The organism is Lentzea sokolovensis, from assembly GCF_033949975.1.
GTDB lineage: Bacteria > Actinomycetota > Actinomycetes > Mycobacteriales > Pseudonocardiaceae > Lentzea > Lentzea sokolovensis.
In genome coordinates, this window is sequence record NZ_JAXAVU010000016.1 from 129233 (window position 1) to 148956 (window position 19724).

Consider the following 19724-nt stretch of genomic DNA (forward strand, 5'->3'; position numbering starts at 1 on the left):
GGTACAAGTGGATCGCGCTGTCCAACACCACGCTGGGCATGCTCATCGCCACGATCAACTCCTCCATCGTGCTGATCGCGTTGCCCGACATCTTCAAGGGCATCGCGATCAACCCGCTCGACCCGGCCAACACCGGCTACCTGCTGTGGATGATCATGGGATTCCTGGTCGTCACGGCGGTGCTGGTGGTCAGCTTCGGGCGGCTGGGGGACATGTACGGCCGGGCCCGCATGTACAACCTGGGGTTCGCGATCTTCACGTTCTCCTCGGTGATGCTCGCGATCACCTGGTTCGGCGGTGACGCCGCCGCGCTGTGGCTGATCGGCTGGCGGATCGTGCAGGGAGTCGGCGGGGCGTTCCTGATGGCGAACTCCTCCGCGATCCTGGCCGACGCCTTCCCGGTCACCCAGCGCGGCATGGCCCTGGGCATCAACGGCGTGGCGGCGATCGCGGGGTCGTTCCTCGGTCTCGTGGTCGGTGGCCTGCTGGCCCCGGTCAACTGGAACCTGATCTTCATCGTGTCCGTGCCGTTCGGCCTGTTCGGCACGGTCTGGGCCTACCTGAAGCTGCACGACACCGGCGAACGCCGCCACGCCGAGATGGACTGGTGGGGCAACATCACCTTCGGCGTCGGCCTGATCGTCCTGCTGGTCGGGATCACCTACGGCATCCAGCCGCACGGCACCTCCCAGACCGGCTGGACCAGCCCGTTCGTGCTGACGTGCCTCATCGGCGGGCTCGCGGTGCTGGCGGCGTTCGTCGTGATCGAGCACCGCGTGCCCAACCCTCTGTTCGACCTGCACCTGTTCCGGCTGCCGTCGTTCACCTGGGGCAACATCGCGAACTTCGCCTCGGCGCTCGGGCGCGGCGGGCTGCAGTTCATCCTGATCATCTGGCTGCAGGGCATCTGGCTGCCGCTGCACGGCTACTCCTACGAGGAGACGCCGCTGTGGGCGGGCATCTACATGCTGCCGATGACCGTCGGGTTCCTGCTCGCCGCGCCCACCGCCGGCATCCTGTCCGACCGCCTGGGCAGCAGGGCGCTCGCGTTCGCCGGCAACGTGCTGACCGCGGTGACGTTCGCGCTGCTCATCGCCCTGCCCGTCGACTTCCCGTACTGGGAGTTCGCGCTGATCCTGGTGTTCACCGGCATCGGCATGGGCATGTTCTCCTCGCCCAACCGCGCCGAGGTCATGAACTCGTTGCCCGCCAACGCCCGCGGCTCGGGCAGCGGCATGATGACCACCTTCCAGAACACCGCGATGGTGCTGTCGATCGGGTTCTTCTTCAGCCTGATCATCGTCGGGTTCTCCCAGTCACTGCCGGCGGCGATGCGCACCGGACTGGTCGAGCACGGCGTCGCTCCGGCCGCCGCGGCCCAGGTCGCGGCGCTGCCCGCGGTGGCCGTGCTGTTCGCGGCGTTCCTCGGCTACAACCCGATCCAGCAACTGCTCGGCGACCAGCTCGCGACGCTGCCACCGGACCAGGCCGCGTTCCTCACCGGGCGCGGGTTCTTCCCGAGCCTGATCTCCGGGCCGTTCGCCCAGGGCCTCGCGATCGCGTTCGGCTTCGCCATCGTCCTGTGCCTGCTGGCCGCGTTCGCCTCGCTGAAGTGCGGCACGATCTCCGCGTGGAAACGGAACGACTGACGCTGCGCCCGCTCGCCGAGTCCGATGTGGACTCGTTGCTCGCGCTGCACGCCGACCCCGAGGTCATGCGGTACCTCGACCCGGCCCCGGTCGAGAACTACCTCGGCGACGGCTTCCTCGCGGCCCGAGAGAAGGACAGCGGCCGGTTCGTCGGCTGGTTCGAGTTCAAGGGAACCGACGAGGTCGAGCTCGGCTACCGGCTGCACCGCGAGTTCTGGGGCCTCGGCTACGCCACCGAGGGCGGGAAGGCCCTGATCGAACGCGGGTTCACCACGGGCGGAGTGCGGCGCGTGGTCGCCACCACGATGTTCGTCAACGCCGGATCGCGGCGCGTGATGGAGAGGTGCGGGCTGCGGCACGTCCGCACGTTCCACGTCGACTTCCCCGATCCGTTGCCCGGCGCGGAATACGGAGAGGTCGAGTACGCGCTGACAAAAGAAGAGTGGCAACGAGTTCAGGGGGAAGGCCATGTGGCAGACGGAATTGCTTGATTTGGACGCGTACTTCGCGCGCACGGGGACCTCGGCGTCGAGTTCGCTCGCGGAGTTGCATGAAGCGCATGTGCGCGCCATTCCGTTCGAGAACATCGACGTGTTGCTCGGCCATGTGCCGTCACTCGACCTCGGCGACATCCAGGACAAGATGGTCCGGCGCCGTCGCGGCGGCTACTGCTTCGAGCACCAGCTGCTGTTCACGGCCGTGCTGGAGCGCCTCGGGTACACCGTCAACAGGCAGATGAGCCGCGTGAAGACCGGGCCGCGCACGCACTTCATGTCCATCGTCGACGACCAGCTGATCGACGTCGGGTTCGGCGCCGGAATGCTGCACCCGATGCCGCTGGTCGACGGTGCGATCGTGGACCAGGCCGGATGGCCGCACCGGCTGCGGCGCGAGGACAACCGCTGGGTGCTGGAGAAGCAGACCGCGGACGGCTGGGAACGGCAGCACGCGTTCGAGACCGACGTCGAACAGCTGCCCGTCGACTACATGGCCTCCAACTACTACGTCGCCACGCACGAGCGGTCGCCGTTCAGCCGCCAGCTCGTCGTCATGCGTCTCGAACCGGGCCTGAGCCGCCGGCTGGTCGGAATGACGCTCACGGTCGAGCACGCCGGTGAGAAACCTGAGAATTCTCAGGTGGACGACCTCGGAAAAACACTGGAATCGCTGGACATCACGCTTACCGACAGGGAGCTGAGTCACATCAGCTCAACTCTGGGAACAACCGAGGGCCCGCGTTCGTAATACCGGGTGTAGGGATCGCAATTCGGAGGTGTTGGAAATGACCACCGCGACTCCGTTCGCCACGGGAGCAAATTCCACGGGCGTCAACGCACTGCCCACTCCGCCCACCGGCTGGCCCATTGGTTCCTACGGGACCTACGAAGAGGCCCAGCGGGCCGTGGACCACCTGGCGGACAACGACTTCCCGGTCGCGGACGTCACCATCGTCGGCGTCGAGCCGATGATCGTCGAACGCGTGACCGGCCGCCTGACCTGGGGCCGCGTCCTCGGCGCGGGCGCCGCGTCGGGTGCCTGGTTCGGTCTGTTCGTCGGCCTGCTGCTCGGTTTCTTCTCGACCGGCGGCGCCCTCGCCCCGATCATCGCGGGTCTCGTCTTCGGTACGGTCTTCGGCCTCGCGAGCGCGGCCGTCCGCTACAAGGCGACCGGCGGACGTCGTGACTTCGCCTCGGTCACCCAGCTCGTGGGCGGCCGCTACGACGTGCTCAGCGCCCCGCGCAGCGCCGAGCGCGGCAAGGAAATGCTGACGACGCTGGCCTGGCGTTCGTGACCACCCGCCTGGCAGCCTGACACTCGTTCCCACCACGAGGAAACGCCGTTCCGATCTTCGGGGCGGCGTTTCCGCTTTACTGGCGGCATGTCCACCCCGGGGGAGTTCCGCTGGCCGCACTGGTGGAGAGCCGCGCTGCTCGTCGCCGCCGTGATCGTGGGGACGTTCCCGTGGACCCAGGCGCCGTCGGGCCTGTTCGGGGTGGTGCCGATCCTGATCTGGTGCTTCCTGGCCCGGTCACGCGAGGCCGGGGTGACCGTCGGGCTGATCCTGCTGGCCGTGCTGGTGTGGTTCGTGGTGCCGCGCGGACTCGGGTGGTCCGGATCGCTGGTGCCCTCGGAGGTCGAGGTGTACTGGCTCTACCCGGTCATCGCGGCGATCGTGTGCCTGCCGGCCCTGCGGCGCGTGTCGACCGGTGTCCTCGGGCTGGTGACGATGGTCCTGGCGGGATTCCTGGCCACGGCGGTCGTCCTGCTCGGTCAGCTGGAGGCCAAACCCGGCGACGAGGGCGTGCTGCCCGCGCCGTCCGGGCTGCGGGTCGCCGAAGGCAGTGGCTACTGCGGTTCCGGCAACTGCTCGCGTGAGGTGATCGCGACAGGGGACCGCGCTCCTGAGGTGATGCGCGAGCACCTGGAGTCCCGTGGGTTCACGGCTCGGACGCCGGCGCGGATGTGCCGGGCCACCGGGCTCGTGTTCACGCACGAGGTGTGCGCGGAGTCGAAGAAGATCTCCTCCGACACGGTCGAGGTCACCTGGTACGTCAACTAGCGCTCTGCCGCGCGGCGGCCGCGGCGACGGTTGCCAGCTCCTCGTTCGAGAAGCCGGCACGGCTCAGCACCGCCAGGGACTTGTTCGTCGCCAGCGTGCACAACGCCAGCTCCGCCGCCTCCTGCTCATCGGCCCCCGCCGCGAGCAACGCCTGCTCCAGCATCGCCCGCACGCCGTCGATCATGGCGCGGACCGCCGCCTGGCCCTCCGCGTCGAGGGCAGGGAACTGCGTTGCCGACACCGTGAGCAGGCAGCCGTCCGGGACCGCCGGGTCGGCGATGCGGTTCAGGGTGACCTGCAGGTAGGCGGCCACGACGGCGCTCGGACTCGGGTGCGAGCCGGACAGCGCCTGGTCGTACAGCGGGTGGTAGGTCTGCGCGTACCGTTCGAGGCTTTTCCGGAAGAGGGCGCTCTTGTCGCCGAAGGTGCTGTAGAGCGAGCTCCGGCCCAGTCCCGTGCCCTCGGTGAGGCGGTCGATCGAGGCCTCGGAATAGCCCCAGCGCCAGAAGACGTGCATCGCGCGTCGTAGCGCCTCGTCCACGTCGAACTGCTTGCGGCCCACCATGGTTCATCAGCCTACACATCTTGCACCGATCGTTCCAATATGCGTAGGGTCGCCGCCATGACAAGTTGTATCGATCGTTCCATGTTGAGCTCGCTGCGGCTGCCCGACGGGTTCACCGACGTCTTCGTCAGCCGGTTCGTGCAGCTGGACGGGCTGCGGTTGCACGCGGTCACCGGTGGGGACGGTCCGCCGCTGCTGCTGGTCGGCGGGTGGCCGCAGACCTGGTACGCCTGGCGGGAAGTGATGCCGGCGCTCGCCCGCGAGCACACCGTCGTCGCCGTCGACTCGCGCGGGGCCGGGCTCTCCGGCAAGCCCGACGACGGGTACGACGCTGGCACGCTGGCCGCCGATCTGGTCGCGCTGATGGCCGCGCTCGGGCACGACCGGTTCGACGTGGTCGGCCATGACATCGGCATGTGGACCGGATACGCCCTCGCCGCGGACCACCCCGAGCGGGTCGGCAGGCTCGTCGTCGTCGACGCCGTCATCCCCGGTCTCACACCGATTCCGTCGGTCTTCAGCCCGGCCGCGGTCAACCAGCGGCTCTGGCACTTCGGTTTCAACCGGCTCACCGACCTCAACGAGGAGCTGGTCCGGGGGCGGGAGCATCTCTTCTTCGGCCACCAGTTCGCCACCAAGGCCGCCACGCCGATCCCCGCGTACGCCGTCGACGTCTACGTCGACGCGATCGTCGCGGATCCTCGCGGGCTGCGGGCGAGCTTCGCGTACTACCGGGCGCTCGACGAGACGATCGCGCAGAACGAGCAGCGGAAGGAGACCCGCCTGACGCTGCCTGTGCTCGCCGTCGGCGGCGCCCGGTACAGCGGTGCGTTGGTCGCCGACACGATGCGGCTGGCGGCCGACGACGTCACCGGGGTGGTCATCGACGATTGCGGCCATTACGTGGCCGAGGAGCAGCCGGCGCGGTTCATCGAGATCCTGCGGGACTTCCTCGGCGGACGGAGCGCCAGCGAGCTGCCGGCGCGGTGAGCGGCGACCTCGTCGGGTAAACCGGACTCATTTCCGTAGGGCGTACGGTATTGTTTCCGTATGGCCTACGGAAATGAGGTGGACGGATGGCCGCCGAACGCAGCGGCGGGGGAGACCCGGCCAGGACGCTCGCACTGCTCTGGCGCACACCGGCGGAGCCGAAGCCGGTCGGCAGGAAGCCCAAGGTGAGCGTCGACCAGATCGTCACCGCGGCGATCGCGGTGGCCGACCGCGAGGGGCTCGGCGCGATGTCGATGGCCCGCGTCGCGCAGGAACTGACCGTCGGCACGATGTCGCTCTACACGCACGTGCCCGGCAAGGGCGAGTTGATCGACCTCATGGCCGACGCGGTGTTGCAGGAGCGCGACCTCACGGCAGAGGGCACGTGGCGTGAGCGCGTCAAGCACTACGCCGACCGCACGCGTGCGGTCTACCAGGCGCACCCGTGGATGCGGGACGTGTCGATGGTGCGGCCGCCGCTCGGGCCGGGGCTGATGGACGGCCAGGAGTTCGTGCTGGCCGCGCTCGCCGACTCCGGACTGGAACCGCGGCAGGTCACCGTCGCGCACGTCGCGGTCGAGGGATTCGTGCACGGCGCGGCGGCGTCCGAAGTGGACGATCAGCAGCTGGCCGCGGTGACGGGCGAGTCCGGTGACTCGTGGTGGGGCGCACGGCAGGTGTTCTGGGACGACTACTTCGACGTCGAGCGGTACCCGGCGATGACGGCGCTGTGGAACGCCGGCGCCTACGACACCGAGGGCACGCTCGCGGACAACATGCGCAGCTCGTTCGACTACGGGCTCGACAAACTGCTCGACGGCATCGAAGGGGGCATGCGATGACGACACTGGTGACCGGCGCGACGGGCAACGTCGGCCGATTGGTGGTGCGAGGACTCACCGGTCCGGTGCGGGCGATCACCCGCGACCCGGCCAAGGCGGACTTCCCCGCTCACGTCGACGTGGTGAAGGCCGATCTCGACGACCCGGACAGCATCCCGTTCGACGGCGTGGAGAAGCTCTACCTGTTCGTGCACCCACCGACCGCACAGGAAGTGGTCGACCGCGCGGTGCGAGCGGGCGTGCGCAGGATCGTGACGTTGTCCTCGGGCGCGGTGACCTATGGCTACGACACCAGCCACCACCTGCCGGTCGAGCAGGCCGTGGAGGCGTCCGGCGTCGAGTGGACGCACCTGCGGCCGGGAGAGTTCGCGGCCAACAAGATCGACCTCTGGGGTCCGTCGATCCGTGCCGACGGCACGATCGTGCACCCCGAACCGGACGGGTTCGGCCAGCCCATCCACGAGGCCGACATCGCCGACGCCGCGATCAGGGTGCTGCAGGAGGACGGTCACGCGGGCAGGGCCTACGACCTGTCCGGGCCGCCGCAACTGACCCAGCGGGACATGGCCCGCGACATCGGCGCCGCGATCGGCCGGGAACTGACGTTCCAGGACGTCACCGCCGACGAGGCGCTCGCCTACTACGTGAGCGTCGGCTGGCCCGAGGAGATCGCCCGCTACGTCCTCGGCCTGGGCGGCTACGAGGGTGGCGAGGCCGACGACTTCTCCGACTACGAGTTCGTGGTGTCGCCGGACTACGAGAAGCTCACCGGCAAGCCGTACCGGACCTTCGCGCAGTGGGCGCGCGATCACGCGGCCGACTTCCGCGGCTGATCATCGCGTCGATTCCGGGCCTCCTCGTTCGACGTACCGGTAGACGGCGAACGAGGAGGCCCGGTGCGGTTCATGGTGTTCGTCAGGAGCCCGAGACCGTTGGTGGCACAGCACGGGGACGCGCTCGTGCGGGCGGGCGTTCTGCTCGACGCCGGGGATCTGGTGCCCGGCGCGTTCGGGGTGTCGGGGTACTGGCTGATCGACGTCCGCGACCAGGAGGAAGCGGTCGAACGGATCCGGCGCATCCACCTTCCTGCGTGCGTCGTGGAAATACGTCAGGTGGCTGTGGTCTGATGCCCCCATGGGGGCTACCTCGGTACATCGCACCATCGACGCGGTCTGGCGGATGGAGTCGGCGAAGGTCATCGCCGCGCTGGCCCGGTACACCCGCGACGTCGGCCTCGCCGAGGAGATGGCCCAGGACGCGCTGGTCGCGGCCCTGGAACAGTGGCCGGCGGAAGGCGTGCCGCGCAACCCCGGCGCCTGGCTGACCACGACGGCGAAGCGGCGGGCGATCGACCAGATCCGCCGCCGCGAGAACTTCAACCGCAAGGTCGAGGAGATCGGCCGCGACGTCCAGGAGGCCACACCCGATGCCGGCGAGGGCATCGAGGACGAGATCGGCGACGACCTCCTGAGCCTCATGTTCACCGCCTGCCACCCGGTTTTGGGCACCGAGGCACGGGTCGCGCTCACGCTGAAGATGCTGGGCGGCCTCAAGACCGAGGAGATCGCCCGCGCGTTCCTGGTCAGCGACGCGACCGTCGCCCAGCGCATCGTGCGCGCCAAGAAGGCCCTGGCCGACGCCGGAGTGCCGTTCGAGGTCCCCGAAGGCCCCGAACTCGCCACCAGGCTCGCGTCGGTGCTCGAAGTCATCTACCTGATCTTCAACGAGGGCTACTCCGCCACCCAGGGCGACGACTGGCTGCGTCCCGAACTCTGCGCCGAGGCGTTGCGGCTCGGCCGTGTGCTCGCCGAACTCGCGCCCAAGGAGGCCGAGGTCCACGGCCTGGTCGCGCTGATGGAGATCCAGGCCTCCCGCACCAAGGCCCGCACCGGCCCCGGCGGCGAACCGGTGCTGCTGCTCGAACAGGACCGCGGCCGCTGGGACTGGCTGCTCATCGGCCGCGGCCTCAAAGCCCTCGAACGCGCCGAAGCACTCAACCAACCGCCCGGCCCCTACTACGTACAAGCCGCTCTCGCCGCGTGTCACGGCCGTGCGCGCAAGGCCGAGGACACCGACTGGCAGCGCATCGCCACCCTCTACCAGGTGCTCGCGGGAATCTCGCCGTCCCCGATCGTCGAACTCAACCGCGCGGTGGCGTTGTCGATGGCGTTCGGGCCCGCCGCGGGTCTCGCTCTGGTCGACGAGATCGCGGGTGAGAAGGCGTTGCAGGGCTACCACCTGCTGCCCAGCGTGCGCGGCGACTTCCTGGCGAAGCTCGGGCGCACCGCGGAGGCGAAGGCGGAGTTCGAGAAGGCCGCGTCGCTGACCCGCAACGAACGCGAGCGGACGTTGTTGCTCGAACGCGCCGCCGCCTGCTAGCCGTGTCGTCGGAGGTGAGCAGGGCGGTGCGCGCGTTGCATCGCCGCGCGGGGTGGGCCTGCGACGCCGCGTCGGAGGCCGGTGTGCCGGGCCGATTTCGCGTGTGGGAGCAGGCAGGGGCGATGGCCGTGCTGGCCACGGATCCCGCGCTGGGATTTCTCTCGACGGTGTCGGGCGAGACGGTGCCCGCCGCGATCGACCTGGTCGACTCAGCAGACTGGCGAGGCGTCAAGCCGACGCTGGTGGTGCCGGCCGAACCGGCAGTCGCGGCGGAGAACGCGCTGGTGACGGCGGGGTTCGCACGCATGGCCGACCGTCTGCTGGCGGTCAACCGGCTGACCGTCCGGCCCAGGCCCGAGGAAGGTGCCGGCCTCGACGTGGTCGCAGCGGGGGCGGCCGACGCGTTCGTGGAGGTGTTGCTGGCCGGATACGAGGTCGGCGGGACGGTCGCCGCGTTCATCCGGGCCGAACATCGGCTGCCGATGATGCGGCGGTTTCTGGCCGTGGCGGGAGGAACGCCGATCGCCGCTGCCGCCATGACGATCCACGGCGATGTCGCCGTGCTGGGCGGCGCCTCGACCTTGCCCGCGTACCGGGGCCGGGGCGCGCAGTCGCTGTTGTTGCGCCACCGCCTCCGTGTGGCCGCCGACGCGGGTTGCGTGCTGGCAGTGGCAACGGCTCGTCCCGAGTCGGTGAGCGCCGCGAATCTGCAGCGAGCGGGATTTCGTCTGGAGCGACGCGCGGCGTGGGCGAGGTCCTGATTCGGCGTCAGCTCAGCGCCAGCTTCGCGCCGAGCGCCGCGAACGACGCCGCGAAGAACCGGCGCAGCCACACCATCACCCGCGGCCGGGCCAGCACCCGGTCGCGCATCGACGCCGCGAACACCCCGTAGACGGCGAAGACCACGAACGTCAGCGCCATGAACACCGCGCTGAGCGTGACCATCTGCCCGAAGCCGGTCGCGAACTGCGGCAGGAACGCCACGAAGAAGATCGTCAGCTTCGGGTTGAGCAGGTTGATCAGCACCGCCGACACCACGACCTTGCGGGCTGACGCCGGTGCCACCGCGGTGTCCACGACGAGATCGCTCTTGTCCCGCAACGTCGCCCACGCCAGGTAGACCAGGTACGCGACACCGAGGTACTTCACGATCTCGAACGCCAGCGCGCTCGCGTGCAGCAGCGCCGCCAGCCCGGTGACCGTGGCCAGCACGTGCGGCACGATCCCCAGCGTGCAGCCGAACGCGGCGACCACGCTCGCCTTGCGGCCGTGCGCGAGACCGGCGGACAGCGTGTACAGCACACCGGTGCCGGGCGTGGCGACCGCGATCAACGTCGTGATCAGGAATGCGAGGCTCATGCCCGTGAACTCTGCCGCCAAAGCGGTCCAGGCAGGAGAGCCAAAAACCTACCGCGAAGTTGGACCACTTTCGGTGTAGAGGATCGGTCGTGGGCTCCGTCCCAGGGGCATGAGCATCAAGAGCATGCACCACGTGGGAATGACCGTCAGCGATCTCGCGGCCGCCGTCGCGTTCTTCGAGGCGCTCGGCATGGAGCTGGAGGGCGAGGCGCACATGGAGGGCGAGTTCGTCGACGGCGTCATCGGGCTCGACGGCTCCAACAGCGACATCGCCATGCTGAAGACCCCGGACGACCAGTACCGGATCGAGTTCAGCCAGTTCCAGACCCCTGAGAGCATCGACGGCAGCTCGCACGCGCCGATCAACGCCCTCGGGTTGCGGCACATCGCGTTCGTCATCGACGACCTGGACGCCACCCTCGCCCGCCTGAAGCCGCACGGCGCCGAACTGGTCAGGAACGTCGAGACGTACGAGAACGTGCTCCGGACCTGCTACGTCCGCGGCCCCGAGGGGATCCTCGTCGAGCTGTGCCAGTACTTCAGTTGAGCGCCCGCGCGTACGCCGTGGGGGAGACGCCCACGGTCTGCGTGAAGTCCCGGACGAGGTGGGCCTGGTCGCTGTACCCGAGGTCAGCGGCCAGATGCGCCCACTCCACGTCCGACTCGGCCCGTTCCAGCGCCTCGTGGATGCGGTACCGCAGGATGACCCACTTGGGGCTCACCCCTACGTAGTCCGCGAACAGCCGTTGCATCGTGCGCACCGCGACACCGCAGTCCCGCGCGAAGTCCGCGACCCGCCGAATCTCCCGGTCGTCCCGGATCCGTTGCACCAGCTCCATCGCCAGCGTCGCCTGCGGATCGGGCACCGGCCCCAGACCCAGCAGGAACGCGTCGAGCGCGGCCACCCGTTCGTCCTCGTCCTCCACGTCCAGCACCAGCGACGACGGAGCGTCGAGCCGCACGTGCCGCCCGGTCCACTCCGACACCGGCTCGGCACGGAACGGCCGGAACCCTCCCGGCCGGAACTGCACGCCCGCCACCCGGATCCGACCGTCCAGCACGCGGCTGAACAGCCCCAGTCCCACGCCGGCGATCTCCGGCTGGGCGAAGCCGCGCTCGAAGACGACGTTCACCGACGGATGCGGCACGACGTGCGAGGTGTACGGCGCGTCCAGCTGACCGTCGATCAGCCAGTAGTGCTCCAGGTACGGCTGCAACTCGGCACACGGCATGCGGCGGCGAAACCGCACGCGGGCGAAAAGCTCGCGGGCGTCGATGATCCCCCGAGTGTCCCGGCGCGGCCCCTGCACAGCGCAGATCCTAGTGGCGTGGCTCAGAACGTTGCCGGCGTATTCGTGGTCAGACGGGTGCGTCGCGGCACCCTGCTGAGCGCGGATTCGCCGCCGACGTTCTGAGTCACGCCACTAGGTTGGCGCGTTTCTTCAAGAGCGGCGAGACGCACGAAAATAGGCTCGGAACCATGAAGCTCAGCGTTCTGCTCGATCGAGCCCGCGACCACGCACTGCCCGTCATCGCGAACATCACCGACGACGACCTGACCAAGCCCACCCCGTGCGCCGACTACGACGTCCGCGCCCTGCTCGACCACCTGCTGCACGTCGTCGTGGAGTTCCAGAAACTCGCCGCGAAGCAGGACGCCGACTTCAGCCACACGCCGTCCTACCCGGACTGGCGCGAGCAGTACCCCGCCGAGTCCGCGAAGCTCGTCGAGGCCTGGGGGCAACCCGGCGCGACCGAGGGCATCGCCGGCAACATGCAGATGCCCGCGCAGACCGTCGGCGGCCTGGTGCTGCTCGACCTCACCATCCACGTCTCCGACCTCGCCCAGGCCACCGGCCAGCGCTTCGAGCCCGACCCCGAGGTGTTCACCGAGGTCGAAGGCCTGGTGAAGCAGATGGGCCCGATGGCCATCGAGATGAACGTGTTCAAGGCACCCGTCGAGGCACCGGCGGACGCGTCACCGTTCGAGCAGCTCCTGTCCACCACCGGCCGTGACCCGCGCTGGAGTGCTTGACTGGTCGCATGCTGACGATCGGGATGCTGGGCGGAATGAGCTGGGAGAGCAGCGCGGAGTACTACCGGCTGGCGAACGTACTCGTACGCGAACGGCTCGGCGGCCTGCACTCCGCGAAGGTCGTGCTGCACTCCGTCGACTTCGCCGAGATCGAACGCATGCAGGTCGACGGCCGCTGGGACGACGCGGGCAAGGCTCTCGCCGAAGCCGCCGCACAGGTGCAGGCCGGCGGCGCCGACTTCCTGCTGATCTGCACCAACACCATGCACAAGGTGTTCGACCAGGTCCAGGCCGCCGTCGACATCCCGGTGGTTCACCTCGGCGACACGACGGCACAGGCCATCCGGCAGGCCGGCTTCAGCACGGTCGGCCTGCTCGGCACCGGCTTCACCATGGACCAGCCGTTCTACCGCGAACGCCTGGAGTCCCACGGCCTGACGGTCCTGGTGCCCTCGGCCGAGGACCAGGCGATCGTGCACCGGATCATCTACGACGAGCTGTGCCTCGGCATCGTCCGCGAGCAGTCCCGGCGCGCCTATCAAGACGTGATCGCGCGGTTCGAAGGGGCGGAGGGCGTCATCCTCGGCTGCACCGAGATCGAACTGCTGCTCTCCCAGGCTGACGTGCCGGTTCCGGTGTTCCCGACCACCCGCCTGCACGTCGAGGCGGCCGTCGAACGGGCAATCCAGGCAAATCTGTGAACATGTGATGCGGACCACCCAGCAACGCCGCAACCGTGCGGAGTGTCTTAGTCACTGAGGGCTATTCCCTCCTCGGTGAACTAAGGGGAGTTCGCTTGAAACGATCACATCTCGCTGCCGGACTGACGGCTGTCGTGGTTGCTGCCACGGCAGCCGTTCCTGTTTCGGCGGCGCCACAGGAACAAGAGGTACGCGCCGACGGGCTGACCACCAAGGTCACCCTCATCACCGGTGACGAGATCACCGTCTCCAACGGCAAGGTCCACGCCCGAGCGGCGCAGGGCAGGGAGACCGTCGGGTTCCGCAGCTTCAAGGACCCGCGCGGCGACCTGCACGTCGTCCCGCTCGACGCCCAGCACAGGCTCAACACGGGCGAACTGGACGCACGGCTGTTCGACGTCTCGCTGCTGGCCAGATCCGGCTACGACGACGCGGCCGGCAAGACGCTTCCGCTGATCGTGCAGGGGCAGGGGATCAGCGCGGCGAACGCCGAGTCGTTGCCGAGCATCGACGCTCGGGCGATCACGGTGGAGAAGAACGGCTCGTTCTGGGCCGGTGCCCGGGCGGCGGGCACCGGCAGGATCTGGCTCGACGGCAAGGTCACCGCGTCACTGGACCGCAGCGCCGCGCAGGTCGGCGCGCCCCAGGCGTGGGAGAAGGGCTTCACCGGCAAGGACGTCACCGTCGCGATCCTCGACACCGGCGTCGACGAGACCCACCCGGACCTCGCGGGCGCGGTCGTGGAGTCGAAGAACTTCAGCGACAGCGACAGCACCGACGACCGCCTCGGCCACGGCACGCACGTCGCGTCGACCGTCACGGGCGACGGCAAGTACAAGGGCATCGCGCCCGACGCGAAGCTCGTCAACGGCAAGGTGCTCGGCGACTACGGCGGCGGCCGGGAGAGCGACATCATCGCCGGCATGGAGTGGGCCGCGACCAAGGCCAAGGTCGTCAACATGAGCCTCGGCAGCTCGTGGCCCGACGAGGGCACCGATCCGATGTCGCTGGCGCTCAACCGCATCACCGAGCAGACCGGCGCGTTGTTCGTCGTCGCCGCCGGCAACTCCGGTGGCCCCATCGGCTCGCCGGGATCCGCCGACGCGGCCCTCACCGTCGGCGCCGTCAACCGCGACGACACGCTGGCCGAGTTCTCCTCGCGCGGCCCGCGCTGGGTGAACAACGCCGTCAAGCCCGACATCACCGCGCCGGGCGTCGACATCGTGGCCGCCAAGGCCAAGAACGGCCAGATCGGCACACCCGTCGGCGAGGGACACGTCTCGATGTCCGGCACGTCGATGGCCACCCCGCACGTGGCGGGCGCCGCGGCGATCCTCGCCTCGAAGAACCCGGCGTGGAAGGCCGAGGACATCAAGGCCGCGCTGATGAACAGCGCCAAGCCCAACCCGCCGCTGACCATCTACGAGCAGGGCGCCGGACGTCTCGACGTCGGCCGTGCCGTGTCCGCCGGGGTCTCCACGAACCACGGCAGCTTCTCGCTGGGCACCGCGCAGTGGCCGCACGACGATGACAAGCCCATCACGCAGAAGCTGACCTACCGCAACAACGGCGCGTCCGACGTGACGGTCGACCTCAGCATCGCCGAGGTGAAGCCCGCCGGGGCCGGCCTGTTCAGCGTCTCGCCGGCGAAGCTGACGATCCCCGCCGGTGGCACGGCCGACGCCACGGTCACCGCCGACACGAAAGCCGCCGTCGCGGACGGCGTCTACGGCGCGGTGGTCCTGTCGTCTGACGGCGCACGGGTGCCGATCGGCGTGGTGAAGGAGGTCGAGAGCTACGACGTGAAGCTCACGTTCCTCGACCACAACGGCGCGGCGACGCAGTACTACGACTACCGGTTCGTCAGCCTCGACCAGCCGCAGGCGTACTTCCGCTACGACCCGTCCGGCACGCTCGTGCAGCGCCTGCCCAAGGGCAAGTACTTCCTCGACGGCACGATCAGCACCCGTGACCCCGACCCGACCAAGGGCGGCCTGACCACCACGCTGACCGAACCGGCGCTGGAGGTCACCGGCAACACCGAGATCGTGTTCGACGCACGGCAGGGCACCCAGCCGGTGATCGCGGTCGAGCAGAAGGAGGCCAAGGCCGCGCAGGCGGGTCTCGGGTTCCTGATGCAGGCCAACTGGGGCGCGACCGGCGGCACCTGGTACCTCAACTCGTTCGACTCGATCCGCGTCCGCCCGTCGAAGACGTCGTGGCCGAAGTTCGAGTTCTACGCCGAGAGCGTGCAGGCCAAGCCGGACGCCAACGGCAAGTTCGACGGCAGCCCGTACCAGTACCACGTGCGGATCAGCGAGAAGACCCGCGTGCCGGAGAACCTGCAGCGCTCCGTCAAGGACCGCGAACTGGCCAAGGTCGACTCCATCACGCACGCCCGCGTGCCGGGTTCGATCGGCCAGCGCGACAACGGTGCCTCCGGCCCGCTGCCGTTGCGGCTCAAGGAGTTCTACACGCCGGGCGTCGACTGGTCCGGCGGCCTGACCGAGTTCACGAAGCTCGGCGAGTGGCCCAGTCTCGGCTCGCAGTTCTCGGTCGCACCACGGGTGTTCAAGCTCGGCCGCACCACGACCGAGCACTGGAACAGCGCCGTCTACGGGCCCGGTGTACCGCACGCCCCGGGGACCGTGCGCTTCGCCGGACGCGTCGGCAACCTGCTGCGCCTCGACCTGCCCCTGCACAGCTCGCAGGGCATGTACGGGTACTCCTCGCCGACCACGGGCCGCACCACCATCACGCTGGACGGCAAGGTCATCTCCGACCAGCCGGAGGCCGGGTACGGCAACGTCCCGAACGCGCCGGCGGAGAAGAAGCGCTACACCGTCCACACCGAGGCGACCCGCGACTCGTTGTCGTCGAAGGTGACCGCGGACTGGTCGTTCTACTCGGAGTTCGTCGCCGGCGATCTCTACCAGTCGGTGCCGTTGCTCGCGGTCCGGTTCGCGCCGCAGCTCGACGCGAACAACCGTGCCGGACGCGTCGTCACCGTGCCGATCACGGTGGAGCGCAACGGAACGGGCCCCGTCACGAACATCAAGGACCCCGCGGTGCAGGTGTCCTACGACGAGGGCAAGACCTGGAAGCCGGTGCCGCTGCGCAAGACGCGCGCCGGCTGGCAGATCACGCTGATCCACCCGCACGGCGCCAAGAACGTGTCGTTCAAGGCTCGGGCGGCGGACGCGGGCGGTGACGTCCAGCAGACGATCATCCGCGCGTACGACCTGAAGTGACCGCGTGAGGGGCCGGGTTCGCCCGGCCCCTCACCGCTACTTCTCGTACGGTGCCAGGGTTTCCGCGTCCACGTCGGGCGCGCCCATGATCGGGTGCACCTCGATCGGCTGGTTCAGGACCTTCCCGCCCGGCCCGGGGCACGCCGAGGCCTTGCGGGCGATCTCCAGCAGCCGTTCCCGGCTGTCGACGTCGACCACCCAGTACCCGGCGATGACCTCCTTGGACTCGGCGAACGGCCCGTCGACCACCACCGGTCCGTCGTCGCCGCCGCGCACCACGAACGCCCGCGCCGGGCCGCTCAGTCCCTCGGACTGCAGCAGCTCACCGGAGGCGCGCAGCTCGGCGTCCAGGTCGCGCATGTAGGCGATCATGCGGTGCATGTCCTCGTCGGACCAGGCGGCCAGGCCCTCCCAGTCCTCCTGGCTGCCGCCGTAGCTGACCAGCATGTACTTCACTTCCACTCCCCACCGGTAGCGCGGGCCTTGATCTCCTGCACGGCCCAGCTGTTGCCGTCCGGGTCGTCGAAGAAGATGAACGACCCTCCATCTGCCTCGTTCATCCGCACGATCTCCCCGACCTCGACGCCGCGTTCGACGAGCTGCGCGCGGGCCTTCTCCAGGTCCGACACGACGAGCTGCACGCCCTTCAGCGTCCCCGGCTCACCCTTGACGATGCCCTTGCCCATGACGATCGAGCAGCCGGAGCCGGGCGGGGTGAGCTGCAGGACCCGCGTGTCCTCGTTGAACGTCGTGTCGTGATCGACCTTGAATCCGAGCTGCTCGGAGTAGAACTGCTTCGACCGGTCGAGATCCGACACCGGCACGACGATGACTTCCAGGGTCCAGTCCATGTTCGTTCCTCTCAGCGGCTGCCCTACACGGATCCGTCGAAGTGCTCAGAGACTTTTCGACATGGGGTCCCGGCCCACATACCCGAGCAGCCTGTCCTGCAGCGGAGCGTCCTGCGGCACCTCGATCTCGGCGCCGTAGACCTCGATGCCGGGACCGAACGCGCCGGGCGTGCGGAAGCGTTCCATCAGGTCGGCGGGCACGGCCGTCGCGGTGGCCCAGAGGCGTTCCACGTCGGTCGCGGGGATGGTCTCGTCCTGGCCGGTGGCGCGGGCGAGGTCCCAGCCGTGCAGCACCAGGTCGTCGCTCACGACCTGGTCGACGTGGTCTTCCAGCGTCATCGGGCCCGCGGGCGTGGAGACCTCGCTGCGCGCCCGATCGGAGTCCAGCGCTTCCTGGACCTGGCGGCGGGCCTCGCGGAAGTCCGTGAGCGGGTCTTCGGTGCGTGGGATCGGATGGCCGAGCATCACGCCGTGCATCTCGATGACGTGGTCCACGACCTCAAGGGCCGTCCACTGTGCACACGGCGACTGGTTGATCCACTGGTCCGAGCGCACGTTCGCGACCTTCGCCTCGAACGCCTCCGCACGAGCCCTGTACCTGCCCAAAATCGATGTCCCGGGGATCATGGCCTCACTCCTCGACTGCGCCGCCGATCTCGCGCAGGTGTTCGCGGAACGTGCGTCCGCTCGCCAGGTACTCGCTGAACCGCAGCTGGCTGCGCAGGGACTCACCCTGCCGCACGCGGTTCGCCTGCGCTCGTTCGACGTCCCGGATGCCGCGCGCCTTCGCGATGAGCGCCTCCGCGTCCGAGGCCGGCACGAACAGCACGCCGTCGTCGTCACCGAACACGATGTCGTCGGACGTGACGGTCCACTGGTCGATCTCGGCCGTCGACAGAGCCTCGGGCGCACGGTCGCGCAGGCTCAACGGGCCCGTCGGGTTCGCACCGAGGCTGAACACCGGCAGCCCGATCGCGCGAATGTCCTGCGTGTCGCGATGCAGTCCCCAGATGACCACTCCCGCGAGCCCGGCCTGCTGCGCCTCGAGGACGATCAGGTCGCCCACGCAGGCCTCGTCGGCGCGGCCGTCGTTGTCGACGACCAGCACGTCGCCGGGCTCGCTGCGCTCGATCGCCTCCAGGAAGATGTCGACGCTGCCCGCGTGCCGGGCGGGCAGCACGCGGCCGCAGGTCCTGGAGCCGGGGATGACCGGCGTCAGGGAGACGGTGCGGACCGGGATGTTGGCCCGGATGCAGGCGTCGGCCAGATGTGCGGTGGTGAGATCCAGTTCGGCAAGATCCATGGGCGCATTCTTACGCCGAGACCTTCTCCTCGGCGGAATCGGTGCGAAGAACGTTCGCCGAGACCGCCGCGACCAGGCACAACGCCACCGGCAACAGGAACGCGATGTTGAGCGGCACGACGTGGGTGAGCCAGCCGATCACCGCTGGTCCGGCCAGCACACCGAGGTAGCCGAGCCCGGCCACGCGCGAGACGTTGGCTCCCGCCGCGCCGGGTTCCGCGTGTCCGGCGGCGCTGAAGAGCTGCGGGACCGTGCCCGACAGGCCGATGCCGGCGATCGCCCAGCCCACCAGCGCGAGCCAGATCCACGGCGAGAGCGCCGCGGTCGCGATGCCCGCCGCGCCGATCACCGAGCCCCAGCGCAGCACCGCGACCGGGCCGACCTTCGCGGTGATCCGGTCGGCGAGCAACCGTCCGACGGTCATCGTCGTGGCGAACGCGCCGTAGGCCAGGGCCGCGATCTGCGGCGGGGCGTCGAGGACGTCCTGCAGGTGCAGCACGCTCCAGTCGTTGGCCGCGCCCTCGCTCAGCATCACCAGCAGGGCGAGCACCGCCATGATCCAGATCCGGCGCGGCACCTTGCGCTTGCCGGTCTGCGCGGCGGCGTGCTGCTCCTCCTTCTCGTCGAGCAGCAGCCTCGCGGTCACCAGGCTGACGACGACGCCGAGCACGGCGGCGGCACCGAGGGTCGTGGCGGGGGAGAGTTCCCAGCTCAGCGTCCGTGCGCCGGTCAACGCGGCGGCGACACCGCCAAGGGACCACGTCGCGTGGAACGCCGACATGACCGGGCGCTTGTAGTGCCGTTCCACCACCACGGCGTGCGCGTTCATGCTGACGTCGATCAGGCCGTTGCCGAGGCCGAAGATGAGCAGCGCCGCACCGAGCGTCCACTGGTTGACGGCCACACCGGGCAGGAAGGCCGTGACGCTGCAGAACACGCCTGCGGCGGGCACGACCAGTTTCACGCCCACGCGGTCGGTGAACTTGCCACCGAGTCGCATGCCGATGAACGCGCCCAGACCGAGCAGGAGCAGTAACCGGCCGAGTTCGGCGTGGTTGATGCCCGTGCGGTCCTCGACCGTCGGGATGTGCACGAGCCACAGACCAAGCAGGAACCCGTTGAGCCCGAAGTACGTGAAGGTGGCCACCCGCGCGGCCCTGAGAGCGTTCACATGCACAAGCTAACGAACGGATCGCCTGTTCGAAAGATTGAGTTTCGAACATCACTCGTGTTCAATCA

At 69.2% G+C, this 19724-nt stretch carries 23 protein-coding genes; 15 read left to right on the forward strand and 8 right to left on the reverse strand.

The genetic code is table 11. The features are described 5' to 3' along the window. Positions 1-38 precede the first annotated feature (38 nt). From SK854_RS40830 to SK854_RS40850, 5 genes are all read left to right on the forward strand, one after another. Positions 39-1649 (forward strand): MFS transporter, encoded by a 1611-nt coding sequence (locus tag SK854_RS40830; protein ID WP_319980907.1) that lies wholly within the window; start codon positions 39-41, stop codon positions 1647-1649. Then, a complete protein-coding gene (locus SK854_RS40835) occupies positions 1631-2140 on the forward strand; it encodes a GNAT family N-acetyltransferase (RefSeq protein WP_319980508.1) in 510 nt (169 codons plus the stop codon). Before SK854_RS40830 ends, SK854_RS40835 begins: the two co-directional genes overlap by 19 nt. Next, complete coding sequence (locus SK854_RS40840) at positions 2118-2894, forward strand: arylamine N-acetyltransferase family protein (protein ID WP_319980509.1); 777 nt, start codon at positions 2118-2120, stop codon at positions 2892-2894. Before SK854_RS40835 ends, SK854_RS40840 begins: the two co-directional genes overlap by 23 nt. Positions 2895-2931: 37 nt before the next feature. Further along, positions 2932-3441 (forward strand): general stress protein, encoded by a 510-nt coding sequence (locus SK854_RS40845; protein WP_093602956.1) that lies wholly within the window; start codon positions 2932-2934, stop codon positions 3439-3441. 87 nt (positions 3442-3528) lie between these two features. Beyond that, complete coding sequence (locus SK854_RS40850; protein WP_319980510.1) at positions 3529-4209, forward strand: hypothetical protein; 681 nt, start codon at positions 3529-3531, stop codon at positions 4207-4209. Here the strand turns inward: SK854_RS40850 and SK854_RS40855 are convergent. Further along, the gene (locus SK854_RS40855) at positions 4202-4774 is read right to left on the reverse strand and encodes a TetR/AcrR family transcriptional regulator (protein WP_319980511.1); all 573 of its coding nucleotides are present in this window, start codon (positions 4772-4774) and stop codon (positions 4202-4204) included. The two genes, SK854_RS40850 and SK854_RS40855, sit on opposite strands and share 8 nt — an antisense overlap. An 81-nt stretch (positions 4775-4855) precedes the next feature. Between SK854_RS40855 and SK854_RS40860 the strand changes: the two genes are divergently transcribed. From SK854_RS40860 to SK854_RS40885, 6 genes are all read left to right on the forward strand, one after another. Continuing rightward, positions 4856-5764, forward strand: coding sequence for an alpha/beta fold hydrolase (locus SK854_RS40860; RefSeq protein ID WP_406601892.1), 909 nt, complete (start codon positions 4856-4858; stop codon positions 5762-5764). An 86-nt stretch (positions 5765-5850) separates the two neighbouring features. Further along, positions 5851-6606, forward strand: coding sequence for a TetR/AcrR family transcriptional regulator (locus SK854_RS40865; RefSeq protein ID WP_319980512.1), 756 nt, complete (start codon positions 5851-5853; stop codon positions 6604-6606). Continuing rightward, entirely contained in the window at positions 6603-7439 is an 837-nt protein-coding gene (locus tag SK854_RS40870; RefSeq protein ID WP_319980513.1) for an NAD(P)H-binding protein, read from the forward strand. The genes SK854_RS40865 and SK854_RS40870 overlap by 4 nt, the downstream gene beginning before the upstream one ends. Positions 7440-7502: 63 nt before the next feature. Continuing rightward, entirely contained in the window at positions 7503-7733 is a 231-nt protein-coding gene (locus SK854_RS40875) for a YciI family protein (RefSeq protein ID WP_319980514.1), read from the forward strand. 7 nt (positions 7734-7740) lie between these two features. Continuing rightward, complete coding sequence (locus SK854_RS40880; protein WP_319980515.1) at positions 7741-8985, forward strand: RNA polymerase sigma factor; 1245 nt, start codon at positions 7741-7743, stop codon at positions 8983-8985. A gap of 2 nt (positions 8986-8987) precedes the next feature. Further along, a complete protein-coding gene (locus tag SK854_RS40885) occupies positions 8988-9746 on the forward strand; it encodes a GNAT family N-acetyltransferase (RefSeq protein WP_319980516.1) in 759 nt (252 codons plus the stop codon). A 7-nt stretch (positions 9747-9753) separates the two neighbouring features. On the opposite strand, the gene SK854_RS40890 is transcribed toward SK854_RS40885, so the two are convergent. Further along, complete coding sequence (locus SK854_RS40890; protein WP_319980517.1) at positions 9754-10344, reverse strand: LysE family translocator; 591 nt, start codon at positions 10342-10344, stop codon at positions 9754-9756. Positions 10345-10468: 124 nt separating this feature from the next. Here SK854_RS40890 and SK854_RS40895 point away from each other — a divergent pair, with 124 nt between their 5' ends. Beyond that, positions 10469-10891 (forward strand): VOC family protein, encoded by a 423-nt coding sequence (locus SK854_RS40895; protein WP_319980518.1) that lies wholly within the window; start codon positions 10469-10471, stop codon positions 10889-10891. Here the strand turns inward: SK854_RS40895 and SK854_RS40900 are convergent. Then, positions 10884-11654, reverse strand: a complete 771-nt coding sequence (locus SK854_RS40900; RefSeq protein ID WP_319980519.1) for an AraC family transcriptional regulator — start codon at positions 11652-11654, stop codon at positions 10884-10886. The two genes, SK854_RS40895 and SK854_RS40900, sit on opposite strands and share 8 nt — an antisense overlap. A gap of 170 nt (positions 11655-11824) precedes the next feature. Between SK854_RS40900 and SK854_RS40905 the strand changes: the two genes are divergently transcribed. The 3 genes from SK854_RS40905 (at position 11825) to SK854_RS40915 (ending at position 16331) form a co-directional block, all read left to right on the forward strand. Further along, positions 11825-12379 carry a TIGR03086 family metal-binding protein gene (locus tag SK854_RS40905; protein ID WP_319980520.1) on the forward strand — a complete coding sequence of 185 codons (555 nt, stop codon included), beginning with the start codon at positions 11825-11827 and terminating at the stop codon, positions 12377-12379. Between the two features lie 8 nt (positions 12380-12387). Then, complete coding sequence (locus tag SK854_RS40910) at positions 12388-13080, forward strand: aspartate/glutamate racemase family protein (protein ID WP_319980521.1); 693 nt, start codon at positions 12388-12390, stop codon at positions 13078-13080. A 95-nt stretch (positions 13081-13175) separates the two neighbouring features. Further along, the gene (locus SK854_RS40915; RefSeq protein ID WP_319980522.1) at positions 13176-16331 is read left to right on the forward strand and encodes a S8 family serine peptidase; all 3156 of its coding nucleotides are present in this window, start codon (positions 13176-13178) and stop codon (positions 16329-16331) included. Positions 16332-16367: 36 nt separating this feature from the next. Here SK854_RS40915 and SK854_RS40920 read toward each other — a convergent pair whose 3' ends face one another. From SK854_RS40920 to SK854_RS40940, 5 genes are read right to left on the reverse strand one after another with little or no spacing between them, the layout of a single operon-like run. Continuing rightward, positions 16368-16778: a YciI family protein gene (locus SK854_RS40920; protein ID WP_319980909.1), complete on the reverse strand. Its 411-nt coding sequence runs from the start codon at positions 16776-16778 to the stop codon at positions 16368-16370. A 5-nt stretch (positions 16779-16783) separates the two neighbouring features. Beyond that, positions 16784-17182: a VOC family protein gene (locus SK854_RS40925; RefSeq protein ID WP_319980523.1), complete on the reverse strand. Its 399-nt coding sequence runs from the start codon at positions 17180-17182 to the stop codon at positions 16784-16786. Between the two features lie 45 nt (positions 17183-17227). Further along, positions 17228-17809, reverse strand: a complete 582-nt coding sequence (locus SK854_RS40930) for a TIGR03086 family metal-binding protein (protein ID WP_319980524.1) — start codon at positions 17807-17809, stop codon at positions 17228-17230. Between the two features lie 4 nt (positions 17810-17813). Then, the gene (locus tag SK854_RS40935; RefSeq protein ID WP_319980525.1) at positions 17814-18485 is read right to left on the reverse strand and encodes an RraA family protein; all 672 of its coding nucleotides are present in this window, start codon (positions 18483-18485) and stop codon (positions 17814-17816) included. A gap of 10 nt (positions 18486-18495) precedes the next feature. Continuing rightward, complete coding sequence (locus tag SK854_RS40940) at positions 18496-19656, reverse strand: MFS transporter (RefSeq protein ID WP_319980526.1); 1161 nt, start codon at positions 19654-19656, stop codon at positions 18496-18498. Between the last annotated feature and the right edge of the window lie 68 nt (positions 19657-19724).

Bases quoted from the DNA above. Each gene is read 5' to 3' on its own strand.
- SK854_RS40830 (WP_319980907.1), top strand. From the start codon at position 39: ATGCTCATCGCCACGATCAACTCCTCCATCGTGCTGATCGCGTTGCCC.
- SK854_RS40840 (WP_319980509.1), top strand. From the start codon at position 2,118: ATGTGGCAGACGGAATTGCTTGATTTGGACGCGTACTTCGCGCGCACG.
- SK854_RS40845 (WP_093602956.1), top strand. From the start codon at position 2,932: ATGACCACCGCGACTCCGTTCGCCACGGGAGCAAATTCCACGGGCGTC.
- SK854_RS40850 (WP_319980510.1), top strand. From the start codon at position 3,529: ATGTCCACCCCGGGGGAGTTCCGCTGGCCGCACTGGTGGAGAGCCGCG.
- SK854_RS40855 (WP_319980511.1), bottom strand. From the start codon at position 4,774: ATGGTGGGCCGCAAGCAGTTCGACGTGGACGAGGCGCTACGACGCGCG.
- SK854_RS40860 (WP_406601892.1), top strand. From the start codon at position 4,856: ATGTTGAGCTCGCTGCGGCTGCCCGACGGGTTCACCGACGTCTTCGTC.
- SK854_RS40865 (WP_319980512.1), top strand. From the start codon at position 5,851: ATGGCCGCCGAACGCAGCGGCGGGGGAGACCCGGCCAGGACGCTCGCA.
- SK854_RS40870 (WP_319980513.1), top strand. From the start codon at position 6,603: ATGACGACACTGGTGACCGGCGCGACGGGCAACGTCGGCCGATTGGTG.
- SK854_RS40880 (WP_319980515.1), top strand. From the start codon at position 7,741: ATGGGGGCTACCTCGGTACATCGCACCATCGACGCGGTCTGGCGGATG.
- SK854_RS40890 (WP_319980517.1), bottom strand. From the start codon at position 10,344: ATGAGCCTCGCATTCCTGATCACGACGTTGATCGCGGTCGCCACGCCC.
- SK854_RS40895 (WP_319980518.1), top strand. From the start codon at position 10,469: ATGCACCACGTGGGAATGACCGTCAGCGATCTCGCGGCCGCCGTCGCG.
- SK854_RS40905 (WP_319980520.1), top strand. From the start codon at position 11,825: ATGAAGCTCAGCGTTCTGCTCGATCGAGCCCGCGACCACGCACTGCCC.
- SK854_RS40910 (WP_319980521.1), top strand. From the start codon at position 12,388: ATGCTGACGATCGGGATGCTGGGCGGAATGAGCTGGGAGAGCAGCGCG.
- SK854_RS40920 (WP_319980909.1), bottom strand. From the start codon at position 16,778: ATGCTGGTCAGCTACGGCGGCAGCCAGGAGGACTGGGAGGGCCTGGCC.
- SK854_RS40925 (WP_319980523.1), bottom strand. From the start codon at position 17,182: ATGGACTGGACCCTGGAAGTCATCGTCGTGCCGGTGTCGGATCTCGAC.
- SK854_RS40930 (WP_319980524.1), bottom strand. From the start codon at position 17,809: ATGATCCCCGGGACATCGATTTTGGGCAGGTACAGGGCTCGTGCGGAG.
- SK854_RS40935 (WP_319980525.1), bottom strand. From the start codon at position 18,485: ATGGATCTTGCCGAACTGGATCTCACCACCGCACATCTGGCCGACGCC.